At 63.1% G+C, this 14,622-nt stretch carries 16 protein-coding genes and 1 tRNA gene; 2 read left to right on the forward strand and 15 right to left on the reverse strand.

Annotation, left to right across the window (positions count from 1 at the left end; translation table 11 throughout):
• Positions 1-634: 634 nt before the first annotated feature.
• Together ACODSZ_RS15330 and ACODSZ_RS15335 are read right to left on the reverse strand one after the other, a co-directional pair.
• Positions 635-1,054: an NAD-GH domain containing protein gene (locus tag ACODSZ_RS15330; protein ID WP_488927936.1), complete on the reverse strand. Its 420-nt coding sequence runs from the start codon at positions 1,052-1,054 to the stop codon at positions 635-637.
• Between the two features lie 35 nt (positions 1,055-1,089).
• On the reverse strand, positions 1,090-1,689 hold the full coding sequence (locus ACODSZ_RS15335; RefSeq protein ID WP_488927937.1) for a gamma-glutamylcyclotransferase: 600 nt from the start codon (positions 1,687-1,689) through the stop codon (positions 1,090-1,092).
• Positions 1,690-1,929: 240 nt separating this feature from the next.
• On the opposite strand from ACODSZ_RS15335, the gene ACODSZ_RS15340 reads away from it, so the two are divergent.
• Positions 1,930-2,073, forward strand: a complete 144-nt coding sequence (locus tag ACODSZ_RS15340) for a hypothetical protein (RefSeq protein WP_175343597.1) — start codon at positions 1,930-1,932, stop codon at positions 2,071-2,073.
• A gap of 88 nt (positions 2,074-2,161) precedes the next feature.
• Here ACODSZ_RS15340 and ACODSZ_RS15345 read toward each other — a convergent pair whose 3' ends face one another.
• The 4 genes from ACODSZ_RS15345 to ACODSZ_RS15360 form a co-directional block, all read right to left on the reverse strand.
• Positions 2,162-3,229, reverse strand: coding sequence for a quinone-dependent dihydroorotate dehydrogenase (locus ACODSZ_RS15345; protein ID WP_175343598.1), 1,068 nt, complete (start codon positions 3,227-3,229; stop codon positions 2,162-2,164).
• A gap of 154 nt (positions 3,230-3,383) precedes the next feature.
• A complete protein-coding gene (locus ACODSZ_RS15350) occupies positions 3,384-4,112 on the reverse strand; it encodes an arginyltransferase (protein ID WP_008330660.1) in 729 nt (242 codons plus the stop codon).
• 119 nt (positions 4,113-4,231) lie between these two features.
• Positions 4,232-4,975, reverse strand: a complete 744-nt coding sequence (aat, locus tag ACODSZ_RS15355; protein WP_488927938.1) for a leucyl/phenylalanyl-tRNA--protein transferase — start codon at positions 4,973-4,975, stop codon at positions 4,232-4,234.
• 17 nt (positions 4,976-4,992) lie between these two features.
• The gene (locus ACODSZ_RS15360) at positions 4,993-5,559 is read right to left on the reverse strand and encodes an NUDIX hydrolase (protein WP_008330652.1); all 567 of its coding nucleotides are present in this window, start codon (positions 5,557-5,559) and stop codon (positions 4,993-4,995) included.
• Positions 5,560-5,759: 200 nt separating this feature from the next.
• Here ACODSZ_RS15360 and ACODSZ_RS15365 point away from each other — a divergent pair.
• Positions 5,760-5,836: transfer RNA gene (locus tag ACODSZ_RS15365), tRNA-Met, on the forward strand.
• Positions 5,837-5,951: 115 nt separating this feature from the next.
• Here the strand turns inward: ACODSZ_RS15365 and ACODSZ_RS15370 are convergent.
• From ACODSZ_RS15370 to ACODSZ_RS15410, 9 genes are all read right to left on the reverse strand, one after another.
• Positions 5,952-7,037 (reverse strand): tyrosine-type recombinase/integrase, encoded by a 1,086-nt coding sequence (locus tag ACODSZ_RS15370; protein ID WP_488927939.1) that lies wholly within the window; start codon positions 7,035-7,037, stop codon positions 5,952-5,954.
• 208 nt (positions 7,038-7,245) lie between these two features.
• A complete protein-coding gene (locus ACODSZ_RS15375) occupies positions 7,246-7,908 on the reverse strand; it encodes a hypothetical protein (protein ID WP_488927940.1) in 663 nt (220 codons plus the stop codon).
• A complete protein-coding gene (locus tag ACODSZ_RS15380; RefSeq protein WP_488927941.1) occupies positions 7,905-8,867 on the reverse strand; it encodes a phage Gp37/Gp68 family protein in 963 nt (320 codons plus the stop codon). The genes ACODSZ_RS15375 and ACODSZ_RS15380 overlap by 4 nt, the downstream gene beginning before the upstream one ends.
• 2 nt (positions 8,868-8,869) lie before the next feature.
• A complete protein-coding gene (locus tag ACODSZ_RS15385; RefSeq protein ID WP_488927942.1) occupies positions 8,870-9,748 on the reverse strand; it encodes a hypothetical protein in 879 nt (292 codons plus the stop codon).
• Positions 9,745-10,155, reverse strand: a complete 411-nt coding sequence (locus ACODSZ_RS15390) for a hypothetical protein (RefSeq protein WP_488927943.1) — start codon at positions 10,153-10,155, stop codon at positions 9,745-9,747. The genes ACODSZ_RS15385 and ACODSZ_RS15390 overlap by 4 nt, the downstream gene beginning before the upstream one ends.
• Positions 10,149-10,778: a J domain-containing protein gene (locus tag ACODSZ_RS15395; protein ID WP_488927944.1), complete on the reverse strand. Its 630-nt coding sequence runs from the start codon at positions 10,776-10,778 to the stop codon at positions 10,149-10,151. The genes ACODSZ_RS15390 and ACODSZ_RS15395 overlap by 7 nt, the downstream gene beginning before the upstream one ends.
• A 448-nt stretch (positions 10,779-11,226) precedes the next feature.
• Positions 11,227-13,158, reverse strand: a complete 1,932-nt coding sequence (locus tag ACODSZ_RS15400) for a DNA cytosine methyltransferase (protein WP_488927950.1) — start codon at positions 13,156-13,158, stop codon at positions 11,227-11,229.
• A complete protein-coding gene (locus tag ACODSZ_RS15405; RefSeq protein WP_488927945.1) occupies positions 13,155-13,388 on the reverse strand; it encodes a hypothetical protein in 234 nt (77 codons plus the stop codon). The genes ACODSZ_RS15400 and ACODSZ_RS15405 overlap by 4 nt, the downstream gene beginning before the upstream one ends.
• A partial coding sequence (locus tag ACODSZ_RS15410; RefSeq protein WP_488927946.1) for a hypothetical protein occupies positions 13,385-14,622 on the reverse strand: 1,238 nt, incomplete at its 5' end. The genes ACODSZ_RS15410 and ACODSZ_RS15405, both read right to left, overlap by 4 nt.

The following is a 14,622-nucleotide window of genomic DNA, read 5'->3' on the forward strand; positions in this document are numbered from 1 at the left end:
AGCAGCTTTGCAAGTCAGACGACGACACGACATTTACCACACCGGCAAGCCAGAGTTGCACCATGGTAAATCGTTGAGATATCAACGATGATGATAATGGTGCGAATTTGCGCTAAATCAGTGCGAATCGATCCGCGACCGGCGCCAAAAGAAAAAGCGGCTTGTCAGCGTTGCAACGCGACAATAACCGCTTTTCAGGACTGCTCCGAAGTGGCATCGCGTCTCCGTGCGGAGACGGGCGATCACCCGGCCAGGAGGCTGCTTACTTGACCGAAATCAGGTAGCGCGCAACCATGGCGCCGATGAGCAGGGTGTACGGGAGGATGTCGGCGATGATGTTCATGGTGAGCTCCGTGAGGAAGAAATTGATCTGTTGCATTGCAATATATTCGCTTCACGGGCGTGCTTCCACTTTTGAATCCCAATACCAGTTATCTATTTTGTGAATGATTGGCTGTTCGGGTATCTCCGATGTCTTTTTTTCTTGAGAAAAACCGTTTTTAATCAATGGCTTGCGTAAAACCCTCCGGGCTGACGCAGCAAGCCCCCGTGGCACGGTGTGTCATCCGTACGACAGGGGCTATGGGGCAACATCACGAATTCCGGCACGTTTTGTCGTGCAGGATGCTCAGGCTTACTTGACCAGTTGCAGGTTCAGGCCGCGCAATTCGGTATTGATCCGGAGCTCGTAGCGGCCGCCTTGGGCCACAGGCAGCGCCAGCTTGTCCGTCGTCGGTCCGGCATTGCTGCCCAGGCTGTTGACGCGCTTGATGCTGAAATCATAGCTGCCGGGCTTGAGCCAGATCGACAGATGTTCACCGCCGGCGATCTGGGCCAGCACCACATCGTTGATGGCCAGTTCCAGCATGTCGTTGTTGAGCAGGCCGGCGGCACGGGTGAAGGTGACGGGCGACAGGCCCGCGGCCTGCTCGGTCATGCTCTTGATGTAGACGCGCGCGGCGGGGATGGCGCCGCTGGCGGTGCGTTCCACCGGGGTGGTGCAGGCGGCCAGGGCCATGATGAGGGTGAGGCTGGTGGCGAGGGTCTTGATCATGTTGCTCTTCCTTGTGGTCGTAGGCGATGCGGGACTCAGGGGCGTGCCGCAGACGATAGCACGGGCGGCAGCCCGATCAGTTGCAGCAGATGTCGTTCGATGGCGAAGACGTGGTGGTCTTCGGCGCCCAGCTCGCGCAAAGCCTGGGCCAGCTTGAGCAGGTATTCGCTGTTGCGCCCGCTGGGACCGACGGCGCCAGCAATCTGGCGCGCGATCTCCAGTTCGCTGGCGGGCCCGGCGAAGGCTTCGTTGTCGTCGGCAGCGATGTAGATCAGCCCTTCGGCGACCTGGCCATCCTCGAAGCTCATCTCGGTAACCAGGCGCAGGTAACCGTTTTTCTCGCGATGATCCAGATGGGCAAAGACTTCCGGCGTGATCAGGTAGGCCATGCCGGCGCAGACGGCATCCTGCTCCGGTACCAGGGTTACCACCCGGCCCGGGGCTTGGGCTGTGCCGCGATGATCGTGGGAACTTTGCCAGAAGCGTCGCGCCCAGCCGGTGATGTGGGCCGGGCGGCGTTCCAGGTAGGGGAAATCGGCCTTGAAGATGATGGAGCCGTAACCGAACAGCCAGACGCTGGCGTGGTCATCGAAACGACGCATCTGGCGGTTGAGGGCGATGGTGTTGACGGACATGGACACAAAGCAGGGCGACGGCCTGGCCGCCGGAAGCCTGCCATTATAGAGGGGAACGGGCAGCCGGTTTTGAGCGAAAACTTTCACTGATAGTCATTGCGAAGTGATCTTTTGCGCATAAAATGGCGCCTGCCGGCCCCCTATACCGGTCGCACAGGCCCGTCCTGCGGCGCTATCCGCCTGCTCCTCGAAGGGGCGTGCGGCCATCCGGGGCCTCATCCGAATCTTCAGGGGAATATCATGCGTTTTGTCGTCATGCTGCTGACGCTGGTCGTCGGTGTTGTGTTGGCCGGTTGCGAGAAGACCGATTTTGAAAAGAAGTCCGAATCCGACGCCAATGCACGCCGGATCTTCAATCTCAAGAAGGAGTCCTCCAAGGATTGAGCATCACCCACGGGCGAGCGCAGCGCTCCCGGAAACACAAACAGCAGGCACCTGGCCTGCTGTTTGTGTTTGTGCGGTGCGCGCCGCTTCAGTGGTGCGCCGCGTGTGCTGCCTGCGGCACGCGCAGGGCGTCGGCACATTCGTGCACCAGCGCCGGTCCCTGGTAGATCAGTCCGGTGTAGAGCTGTACCAGCGAGGCCCCGGCCTCGATCTTGGCGCGCGCATCGGCCCCGCTGAAGATACCGCCCACGCCGATGATGGGCAGCGCCTCGCCCACTTCGGCCTTCAGGCCACGGATCACCTGGTTTGACAATTCCAGCACCGGCTTGCCCGACAGGCCGCCGGCTTCTTCCCCATGCGGCATGCCTTGCACGGCATCGCGAGTGATGGTGGTGTTGGTGGCGATGACGCCATCGATCTGGTGACGCAGCAGGGCGTCGGCGACGTTCTTGACCTGTTCCATGTCCATGTCCGGCGCGATCTTGAGCGCCACCGGCACGTAGCGACCATGACGGTCGGCCAGGCGGCGCTGGGCCGATTTCAGCTGCGAGAGCAGGGAATCCAGTTCGGAGGCCCCTTGCAGCTGGCGCAGGTTCTTGGTGTTGGGCGAAGAGATGTTCACCGTCACATAGCTGGCGTAGGGATAGACCTTTTCCAGGCAGTGCACGTAATCTTCGGCGGCGCGCTCGATGGGGGTATCGGCGTTCTTGCCGATATTGAGGCCCAGCACGCCCTGGCGCTCCTGATAGAAGCGCGAGGATTGCACATTGGCCACGAAGGCATCCACGCCGCCATTGTTGAAGCCCATGCGGTTGATGACCGCGTTGGCGGCCGGCAGGCGGAACATGCGCGGCAGCGGATTGCCCGGCTGGGCGCGCGGCGTGACCGTGCCGACTTCGATGAAACCGAAACCCAGCGCCGCCAGGCCGTCGATGTAGGCGCCATCCTTGTCCAGTCCGGCGGCCATGCCCACCGGGTTGGGGAAGGTGATACCCATGACCGTGCGCGGATCGGAGGCCGGTTTTCTGGTGATGAAATCGGTCAGGCTGTAGCGTGCGGCGCAGCGCAGCGCGGGCAGCACCAGGTGGTGTGCGGTTTCGGGTTCCAGGGAAAACAGCAGCGGACGCGCGAGCGCGTAGAGAAATTTGTCGGACACGATGGGGCGATCAGGTAAGGAAGAGGGCCAAAAAAACTGCCGCTATTCTAACGCGTGCCGCCTTCCGTTCTCCGTATCCGGGCCGTTGTCGCCCATCATTTGCAGTTTCTGCGGCTGTTTTTGCAGACGTTGCGCCACAGACGTGAAGCCCGCTTCAGCCTTCGAGCAGGCTCCAGTGGCCCTCATGCAGGGCTTCCAGCGGCTGGTAGTTGGTCTTGTAGGCCATCTTCTGGCTTTCCTTGATCCAGTAGCCCAGGTAGACGTAGGGCATCTCCAGCTGGCGCGCTTGCTCGATCTGCCAGAGGATGTTGTAGGTACCGAAGGAAGCGGCCGGCAGGTCGGGATCGAAGAAGGTATAGACCGAGGACAGCCCGTCATTGAGCACGTCGATGATGCTGACCATGCGCAGCGTGCCGTCGGCCTCGCGGAACTCCACCAGTCGGGTGTTGACTTTGCTTTGCAGCAGGAACTGCGCGTACTGGTCGCGGCTGTCCTGGTCCATGCCGCCGCCGGCATGGCGGGCGCACTGGTAGCGCAGGTAGAGTTCGTAGTGCTCGTGGGCGTAGGTCAGGTTGGTGACCAGGGTTTGCAGGCCGCGATTGCGTTCCCAGGCGCGGCGCTGGCTGCGGTTGCGTTCGAAGTCGGCTACGCGGATGCGTACTGGAGTGCAGGCAGTGCAGCCATCGCAGTAGGGGCGGTAGGTAAAGATGCCGCTGCGCCGGAAGCCCGTCTTGACCAGTTCCGAGTACACATCCGCGTTGATGAGATGCGAGGGTGTGGCCACTTGCGAGCGGGCCTGCTGGTCATCGAGATAGCTGCATGGGTAGGGCGCGGTTGCATAGAACTGCAACGTGGAGAACGGCAAGTCTTTGAGATGCGTCATGTGCGTCCTGTCCTGTCTTGCGGGAGGCCGGCGGCGAGGTGTCGAGCGCACCGTGGGTCCCTGGAGTCAGGTTCCAATTTACACCATTTTGATAGTCGCAGTGAAGGATGGAGCCAGGCTCAGTCACGTGGGCCGGACGGGATGCCGGTTTCCAGCAGGTTCAGGGGTGCCCATCCATGGATCTGCGGCCACTGGATGGCGGCGCGCAGATGGTGCAGGAAGTCGCTGCGGGGGATGGGGCGTGCGCCCAGCGAGGCCAGGTGGGCGGTTTCCTGCTGGCAGTCGATCATCTGCACGCCATGGCTGCGCAGGAAGAACACCAGGTGTGCCAGGGCCACCTTGGAGGCATCGCTGACGCGGGCAAACATCGATTCGCCGTAGAACATGCGACCGATGGAGACGCCATAGGCGCCGCCGACCAGTTCACCGTTGAGCCAGACTTCGGAGGAGTGGGCGTAGCCGGCGCGATGCAGGCCGGTATAGCCTGCCATGATCTCGGGCGAGATCCAGGTGCCGTGTTCGTGTCGGCGCGGGCCGGCGCAGCCTTGCATGACCTGTTCGAAGACGGTATCGAAGGTGACTTGCCAGAGTCCGTCGCCGTGGCGACTGCGCTCGATGCGACGCAGGGTTTTCTTGAGGCTGTCGGAGACGACGAAGTGATCGGTGTGCAGCACCATGCGCGGATCGGTGCTCCACCAGAGGATGGGTTGGCCTTCGGAGAACCAGGGGAAGATGCCGTGGCGATAGGCTTCCAGCAGGCGCTGTGGCGACAGGTCGCCGCCGGCGGCCAGCAGCCCGGCCGGATCGGCCAGGGCGCGCGAGACATCGGGGAAGGGCGTATCGAGATCCAGCCAGGCGATCATCCGCGTGCTCCTGCGGATCAGATCATGCGGCGGCGGATGTCTTCGGTGTGCAGCGTGAAGCCGCCTTCACCGCTGCGCACTTTCTTCATCTGGGCAAAGAAGGCGCGCAGGGTGAATTCCACCGTGGGGAAGGCGATGTCCTGCCAGGGGATCTGGTCTTCTGTATAGAGGGCCACTTCCAGGCTTTCGATGCCGGCCTGGTAATCGAGGTCGAGCAGGGTAGCGCGGTAGAAGAGGTGGACCTGGTGGACGTGGGGCACGTTGACCAGGGAGAACAGTTCGTGCAGCTGGATACGGGCACCGGCCTCCTCTTCGGTTTCGCGGCGGGCGGCGTCTTCGGTGGTTTCCGCGTTTTCCATGAAACCGGCCGGCAGGGTCCAGTAACCCAGACGCGGCTCGATGGCACGCTTGCACAGCAGTACCTTGACCTGGCCATCCTGTTCCCAGACGGGGATGGAGCCGACCACCATCTTGGGATTCTGATAGTGGATCGCTCCGCAGTTGGTGCAGACATGGCGCAGCCGCGTGTCATCGGGAGGAATCTGCTGGGATACTGTGTGGCCGCACTCGGAACAGAATTTCATAGAGGCTCGGAAGGTGTCTGTCTTTATATATAGTAGGGAAGGGGCCTTGGGTGCATTTTCCTGTGGCGGCACGGACCGCTTGACCGGCTGGCTGGACGGTTGCAGGAAGCTGCAATGCGGTTAGGAGTGTATCACTGTAAAAAGATTGCAGAAAATGTTTGCATTCCCATTTTGGCTGTCCTATAATTGTGTTCTTCAGACGCGGGGTGGAGCAGTCTGGCAGCTCGTCGGGCTCATAACCCGAAGGTCGTAGGTTCAAATCCTGCCCCCGCAACCAAATGCAAGTAAGGCGAAAGCCTTGCTGACAAAGGCCCTAAGCGTGACAGCGCTCAGGGCCTTTTTGCTTTGCGTGACTTCCGCAAAGCGGCCTGCGTGACTTCTGCGTGACCTTTTCAGCCGTTGACCACGCGCAAGATAGTCATCCTCTTCCGCGTGAGCTCGACCTTGTTGGCCTGTTCCACCAGGTGCTCAACCGTGCCGGCCGCGTAGTGCTGCGGCATGCTCTTGATCGAGTGGCCCAGCAGCAGCGCCCGATCCTCCTCCGATACCCCGGCATTACGCAGCCTGGTGGCGTAGGTATGCCGGAGGTCATGCACGCGGACCTGTGACAGCTTGGCCCGCTCGCGCGCCTGCTTCCAGCCGTTGTTGCCCATTTCCTGGATACGCTCGCCACGATAGGGGAAGACGAAAGTGCTGTGCTTCCCCCGCTGTCCGTCCACCACCGCCTGCGCCGTGTCGTTCAAGATGACCACGTGGTGCCGGCCGCTCTTGTACTCGCCGGCCGGAATCACGAACACGCTGCGGCCCAGCTCCGGGAACCGCTGCTCCCAGTCCCATCGCAGCCCGCAGGTGTTCTCGTCCCGGGTGCCGGCGTTCACGGCGAACAGCGCCATGCGTTCCAGGTGGGGCGGGAGCTCATTGAACAGCATGGCCTGCTCTTCCCAGGTGATCGGGTATGCCCGGCGCGGATTCTTGTGCTCCAGCATCTCGATCAGCGGCGCCGACACCAGCCACGGCGTGCCGTCTTCGTTCCGCCAGACCCGCGCCGCCCTGATCAGGATGGCGCGCACCACCTCCAGCGTCTTGTTGACCGTGGCCGGGGTGACCCCCTTGGTGCCGCCTTCCGGTGTCATCCGGTCGGCCTTGAACTTGTCGAAACTGCCGCTGTGGATCGTCTCGATCAGCTTGGTCCCGATGTACGGCAGGATCTTGGCCAGGTGGGCGTTGGCATAGTCATACTGCTTTTCGCCCTCTTTTTCCTTTTCGTCTAGGTAGCGGTCAGCCGCATCGAGGAAATAATGCTGCGGGCGTTGCGCTTGCTGTCTGTCAATTGCTGCTTGCTCGGCGCGGAGCCAGGCTTCGGCGTCCTCCTGACTGACCGTTCCGAGGCGGGCAAAGATGCGCTGCCCTTTGTACTGCTTGTCAACTTTTCTTTCCCCGCCGGCATCGACGGAGATTCCTTTTGTCCTTGTTCGCATGTTTCTCTCTTCAGTTTGCGACTCGGACGCCCGTTGCGGGCCTTATATTCATCGGCCCAGGCATCCAAGTCAAGGCGGTCAAATCCAATCCCACGGCCGCCAATGGGGATTTCAGTCAGGCCCGGGCGCACCTCGGCATCGAAGCGGTTTCGGTCCATGCCCAGGTAGTCGGGCGCGTCGCGGTGCCGGATGAAGCGCGGCGGGATGTTCATGGCTGGATCCTCCTGAATTCCACTACCCACACCCACGGGCTGGCGTACCAGTTCTCTTTACCGTTGATGCTCTGCCAGAGCCGGCCGAAGTTCTCCTCCGGCCAGAAGTGCGGCTGGATGATGTTGGTGCCATCTGGCAGCTTGCCGGTGAAGCCGTCTCGCAGCAGGAAGCAAATACCTTCTGCGGCCGCATCCGCTCGGGTGATGTCCCGCAGACGCTCGACCCGCACGTCCGTCAATTCAAGCTGAATGCGGCTTGCCCACCGGGGCATGAACATGCTTGGGCGCACCTTACCGAAGCCCGGATCGGCACCGACGGTCTCGTCAGCGAGGAAGCGGATTGCTTCGCTATCCGAGATGGAACGCGGCGGAAGGGGATCGCAGCTGGATGGCGCCCGCCATGATTCACGGACCCAGAGCTGGTGGCCGAGCATGCCGTAGGGGCAAGCGCGCAGCAGCTCGAAGTGCCGAAGGTCGTGCCACCGCATCGCGCTGTCCCGGAAATGCCAGTCGTAGCCTGGCGTGTCGGAGCGACCGAATTCCGTGATCTGGCCGAAGCCGCGCAGGCGGGAGATATCGCGCCTGGTATGCGTCTTTTCATCAGCCAGCACAGCGCGCACCAGGTGGCCCTTGAAGGGAATTGGAAGCTCTTTCATCATTGCGGGAACTCCCTCACGCGCAGGTCCAGCGGCCATTCCTCGATGTCGCCGCCTTTCTTGTCCTTCAGTCGGATGTGCCAGTGACCATGGCCGAGGTCTTCCCGGCGTGTGCCATCAGGCCAGTGCTCTTCCGGGGACGAGGAGCAGCCATTCCAGATCGGCGACGCGCCGAGCTGCTTCACGTGGGCCGCGATACCAGCAAACCAGCATTGAGCGACGATGGACCGCGCCCAGCCAATATCGAAGTCTCGGGCGCCTGGGCCGCTCTCACCGCCGACGATGATCCAGTCGATGCCGGTGGGCGTGTCGGCACCGTGCGCCGAGAGCGCGCCGTAGTCGGCGTTGCAGGTGTCGCAGTGGACGGGCGGCAGCGCCTGATTCAGGTCGATCGGGCCCAGCAGCGGCTCCATCGACAGGAAGCGTTTCGCGGCCGGCACGGCCAGCAGCTTCGGAATATCGCGGTCGGCCTCCTCCTGGTTGACCACCGTGGCGCCCAGCCAGACGTTGCGGGGCAGGTAGGGCTCGTCCAGGTGCTCCATCCAGAACAAGCTGTAGCCCACCTGCACCAGCATGTCGGGCACGTTGCCGATGCGCTTCGTCAGCAGGATCCAGTCGAGGTTGGGCGTGGCCTCGATCAGCGCGAAGAGGTCTGCTAGCCAGCGATCCGGCACCTGGTTGTCGAACACGTCAGCCAGGCTGGCGCAGAACACGCGCTGGCGGCGACCATGCTGGCGCTGGAACTCCTCCGCCGCTGCGTTCCAGGCCACCGGCTTGCGCCAGTTGGATTCGCTGGTGCGCCGGCGCGGTGCGCCCGGTCCCCAGTTCACGGCCACGCCGCCACCGAAGCGCGCGTTGCGGGCTTCTGCGTAGCAGTGGTCGCAGCCTGGGCTGACCTTCTGGCAGCCTTCCCATGGGTTGAAGGTATGGTCCGCCCATTCAATTTTCGTGTTTTCGCTCACGCTCAGTCCTCCACGTTCTTGCGTGCGATTTCCGCATCCGCCACCAGCTGGCGGTCCACCACCGTGCCCAGGATCCGGTCATAGTTCCACTCGCAGTCCCGGAACACGCGACCATCCTCGAAATCGACCAGGTGCGCGGCCACATCGGCCGCAATGTCTTTGTCCTCGTTGGTGTGGATGGTGAAGCGCTGCAGCGCGTTCTTCACACGGTATGCACCTTCCGACCAGTCGCCGCGCGTGTCGCGCATGGCTATGGCCAGGTCCAGGCGCTGGTCCTTCTTACGCAGGAGCTCCAGCACGTCCGACCAGTCACTCTCCAGCGGCAGTTCGTACCGCAGCAGGATGGCGGCCAGCTCCATATCGGCCTTGCGCTTGGCCAGCGCCTCTTCCTGCTCGCGCTGCGCTCTTCCAGCTTCTGTTGCAGCTTCCCGCGCGGCCTGGTCGGCGTATTCCTGGTAGGTATTCTTCAGGCGCTCGTAGACTTGGGTGGCATAGGAGAAGCCATCATCGGTCTTGCACTCGCGGCGCAGGTCCTGCAGGTAGCCTGCGTCATGGCGAATGGTCTTCGGGTAGCGGGACCGTGATTTCATGTCGCGCTCGCTGTACGACGCGGGCATGCCGACCTGCTCCATGAAGGTGCGCACACTCTGCGCCACAGCCAGGTTAGCGGCGATGGCCGGGCCGTTGGCCTCATGGGTGGCCATATCCTTAGCGCGCGCCGCCTCCAACTGAGCCAGGGCGTAGGTTGCAACGGCAGTGGCTTTCGGCTTTCCCCAGGAATATCCAGGCATTCTGGATGCATAGTCCTGAGGGTACGATTGGCAGCCGCTGCTCACCGCCTTGCATTGCTCAATGGGCATGATCTTGATGAATTCGGTCACGGATTTCCTTTCTCGGCCAGTGCAGCACTGCCAACGTCTGTCAATCGGCATTCACCCTTGCGGAACTCGACGGCTCCCTTTTCGCTGAGGCGGTGTGCCACCAAGGTATCGATGACACCACGCAGGCGCTGGAAATCGTCTCCGACTTTGCGCAATTCCGCGATCTCATCCTCGGTGAATACCGGAGGCCTGTTCAGCGCATCGATAGCCTGCTCGAAACCCTCCTTGGGCTCACCGTCCACCTGCCAAGTGGAGGTGACCTCTTTGGTCTTCCGGTCGTAGCGATCAAAACGGGACAGACGCGGCTGCTCGACGCAGGTGTGCGTGTAGCCGAAGAACTTGGCACCGCCGTTGTGGTGGGCGGTTTCGCGCATGCTCCAGGTCTTGGCGTGCTCAATGGTCAGCATGGCTTGAGCTCCTTTTCTGCCTCGGCCAGCGCTGCATTCAGTTCGGTCATGCGGTCGTGGCTGCCGCCTGGTCGATCGGGATGGTGGATCGACGCCAGGCGCCGGTAGGCGTTTTTCACATCGTCGAGGGTAGGCTGCAGCAGCGCCTGCAGTTCCAGTACCGCCTGCCAGTCTCGCTTATGTCCTGGGCTCGGCAGGGCGGTGAAACCCGTGAATACACGTTCCAGCACGACCGCGCCGCCGTGGCGCTCGATCGCTCGCATCGCATCAAGCGTTGCAGCAATGGCGGCCAGGTTGTCAGCGACCCGGTCATACACATCGATGGCCATGACCTTGTTTTCGCCTTTCCGTGTGCGCCAGTACACAGCGGCGCCGGGGTCGCCGGGCTCACTGCGATCCGAGCGCGGCAGGCCGTCCAAGCGGGTGGGCACGTTCGTGCTGATCACGATGTCGTCTCGGGTGTAGCCCATGCGGTCGAGTTCGCCGAGCACGCGCGCCACGCCCTCGCTGATGGTCAGGCTATCGAAGCGGTAGGAGCGGGCCTTGGTGCTGAAGCGCGCTGTCTTGCGGCTTGTGCAGCGTGGCCAGCCGTCGGGCCATTGAAGGGGGTAAGCGCTGATCATGGTAGGATTAGTTGATCAAATAACATCGGGGAGCAAATAGAATGGGGCAATATCAAGTAGTCCAACTTGAGAACGGGCGTTGGATTTGGACGTTCTTGACTGGCGATTTGGCGGATACAAGGCGTTCTTTTGGGCACTCCGTCGTTGAATTTCCTAGTAGCGAAGAGGCAAGTCAGGATCTGGTACGTCTTCAGTACGCGCAGCAAATAGAAGGTCGTTTCGTTGTGTCGACGGACTATCTGCAATCCCTCGTAAATCTGCTTACCGCAGCCGAGCCGTGCTGTAACGGCGCATCGATTGATGGTGTGCATTGGCATGAGCCTGAACCGCAAGGCGGAGCCAACTGGGACGTTTCTAATATCGGAGGCGCGGACGATGTGCCAGCTTGTTACGACGCGGTTCGTCCCAAAATCGAAGAGCTGAGGAGAAGATTCCGCGCCGAGGATCCTCAGTAACATCCCGCTGCTCCCTGTGTGACGCTTAAGGCCACGGCCACCGGCCGAACCCAGATCGGTGCCGCGCTGAGCTGGAACGTTTCGCCGGACCAGGCCAGCAGGAGAGTGCGCCCCATCTCGGAGGCGATGGCCTCGGCGGCCGCCGGCGGCACGGCATTGCCGATGCGCTCGCGCCAGGCTTGATCCGACAGGCCGTCCAGCTCCAGCATCTCCTCCGGATCCACCAGTGACTGCAGCGCCGCCAGCTCCAGGGTCGTGAAGGGACGGTGCCAAGTGCCGTCCAGCGCACGGATGACGCAGACCAGCTTGTCGGCCGCGGCCGGCATGCGCGGGTCAGCGACCGACCAGCGGCCGTTGTCGTAGCTGGCCGCCGAGGCCACGGCGCCCGAGTGCGCATCCATGGGCAGCACGCCATAGTGGCCGCCGGTCAGGTAGTGGTCTCCCTTCTGGGGGATGCTTGCCGGGCGCGGGTCGGCAATCGCGTACGCGCCGGTGTCATCGCCGCCGATCACGGTACCGCTCGCGCCATCCCACTGCGCCACCGGATACTTGCTGAACAGCTTGCCCTCGCGTGCAGCACGCGGATCGGCGACCGCAAAGGCTCCCTGGCCGGTGGTACTGCCGCTGATCACGGTGCCCGCCGGATCCTGCCAGGGCGTGACGCCATACTTTCCATACGACTCTCCCGCGCGTCGAGGATCCGCGACAGCCTGGCCAGTGCCGTGGGCGCTGGTTACCGCGCACGATGAGCGGTCCCATTCAACGATCCGGAATTCGTTGGAGTGCTTGGCTGGGCCGCCGTGGCGTGGGTCAGCCACAGAGAAGGTGCCTTGGCCGGGCGACTTGACGCCGATCACGGCACCGGACGATTCGCGCCAGTCCAGCACGCCATACTGCTGATACTCGGCGGCGCCGGCGGCGGCCCGCGGATCTGCGATTGAGAAGGCCCCGTTGGTTGGCGTTGACCTCCCGGCGACAGTTCCGGTAGGGGCATCCCAGTGGCGCACGCCCATGTAGTCGCGGTGATACTCGGGCACGATCAGGTAATCCCGGAGGAGGCCGTCCTCGATCGCCAAGCGGTTGAGGCTGCGCCAGTCCTTACCGGCCTCCACGAACGCCAGGCGCACCCAGGTCTTCCACTGCAGCGACGGGATCCGGTGCATCGGGCCGCCGGCCAGATCACCTGGAAGCGGCATGCGACCCAGGATGTCGCCCACCGCCAGCAGGTTGCGCTTCGGCGGTTCGTAGAGGAAGTTCGGTACCTTGGCCATGTGGCGGCCGACCAGCAGGAAGCGCTTGCGGCTCTGGGCCAGGCCTCCAATCTCGCCGCAGTCATGCGTGGTCTCGGCCGTCGCATAGCCATACTGGCGCAGCAGCGCGACGATCTGGTCCAGCAGGTTGCGCCCACGGGTGGCGATGCGCGGCACGTTCTCGAATATGATCAGCTCCGGGGGATCGTCGGCCCAGGCCTCCAACATCAGCCAGACGCCGCGCAGGGTCAGGCGGTTGAGGGCCTGGTACTTATCGGTCTTGCTCTTGCCCTCGGCCAGCAGGCCGGAAAATCCCTTGCATGGTGCCGACAGGAACACGATGTGCGGCCGCTCGCCACCGGCAGCGCGCCGGATGTCAGCGGGCAGCGCCTCACGCCAGCCAGGCGGCGGCATGTGACCATGGAAGGCCAGGTACTGATCCAGGTCGAACAGGTCCAGGGTAGTGGCCGGCACGCCGACCAGGCGCCCGAAATCACGGTTCGCCGCGGCATCCACGTCCACGCTACCGATGCAGCGGAACTTGGCCACCATGTTGCCCACTCGGGCGCTGGCCCGGCTGAAGCCGCGCGCGCCGCCGCCAATGGCACCGAACAGGTGGAAGTGGCGGATCTCGCGGACATCGTCGCCGATGCCGGTGAAGGTGTCGCGCTTCATGGCTTTCCTCCATGAGCAACACGCCAACGACGGCGCAATTCCATTGCCTCGATGGCACGATCCCGGTAACCCATGCGATTCAGCTTGTGGCCCAACGGCATCATGTAGGCATTCCAGAAGCGAACTCCGGGACCGCCCAGCAGGGCGCTGGAATACATGCGCGAGCGCGTATCATCCATGCGGATCAACTGGGCGATCTTGCGCGCCACACGGCGCTTGCGCGAACTCACGCAGCCTCCCGCAGCGCCTCGATCACACCATTGGCGATCCAGAACGAGGAGAAGGTGGGCGGGAGCTGGGCCGGCAGCTGCTTGAGCGTGCCGAACACCAGCGCGGTTTCGATGTGGCCTTCCTCTGCCAGCGAGTGCAGCCAGTTGATGGCGTCCGAGCGGCCCGGCAGGTCCAGCACATCGAAGCGGTCCAGCATCAGGATACGCAGGCCGGTTACCTGGGCCACGGCCTGGGCGATCATGGCATCGGTGCGCCATTGCTCGGACTCCGAGAGCAGGGCATAGGCGCGCCCGCCGGCGGTGATAGCCATATCGGCATCGATATAGACCGAGGCCCAGCCGCTGAAGGCCGCCGAGGCGGTCAAGGCGCTGTTGATCGGCTTTAGTGCTTCGGCCAGCAGCTCGCCGGGGATGCCGTCGGGTGCGCACGCATCGGCCACGGCCAGCCACGCCTTGACCTCTTCGTGCACCTTGGTGGCCTGGGCAGTCAAGTTGTCGGCGGCGTCCAGCGCGCGCTGGGCAGCTGCAGCCACCTCGATCACCTCTGTCATCTTGCCCAGGCTGGTGCGCAGGGTGGACGCGCGCTGTTCCAGCTCGGTGATGCCGGCGGCGTGGTCGGTCTCGAAATCGGTTTGCGCTTCCAGTTCGGCCAGGCGCTGATCGGCGCCGGTGGCCATATCGAAATCCCGCTTCAGGTTCTTGACGCGGTTCTGCAGCACCTCCAGGCCTCGTTCGTACTCGGGCAGGGAGTTTTGTGCTTCGGTGTCGGCCTGGCCGGCGGGTTTGATTTCGCCATGTTGGTCCTCGTAGCGGTCGAGCTCGGCGACGGCGGCCCCATAGGCGGGGTGATTTACGTAGTGCTCGTCATTGATCATGTCAGTGAGGTCAGCCAGCGCATAAGCCAAGTCATGCACCAGGCCCAGCGGGCGACCGCCGACGGCACGCTGGCGCATTTCCACCACCTGCGGCTCGTAATCGGCAAGCTCCTCTTCGGCGCGCTTCAGGTTCCCGCTCACGTTTGGCGCTGACTTGGACTGTGCCTGCAACTCGGCGCGGCGCTGCTTGGCCTGCGCTTGGGCATTGTGCTTGGCGCGGGCCTCGCCAATCTGACCATTGATCTGGTCGATTTCTTGGCGCACCTTGGCAACGTCCTCGGCGGTGTGCTCCACCACCGGGACAGTCGGCTTCTCAGCCTTCCAGCCCTCACTGGCCACGCCGCCCCAGTTTGCGCCGG

Source organism: Herbaspirillum sp. FG34 (assembly GCF_057809315.1).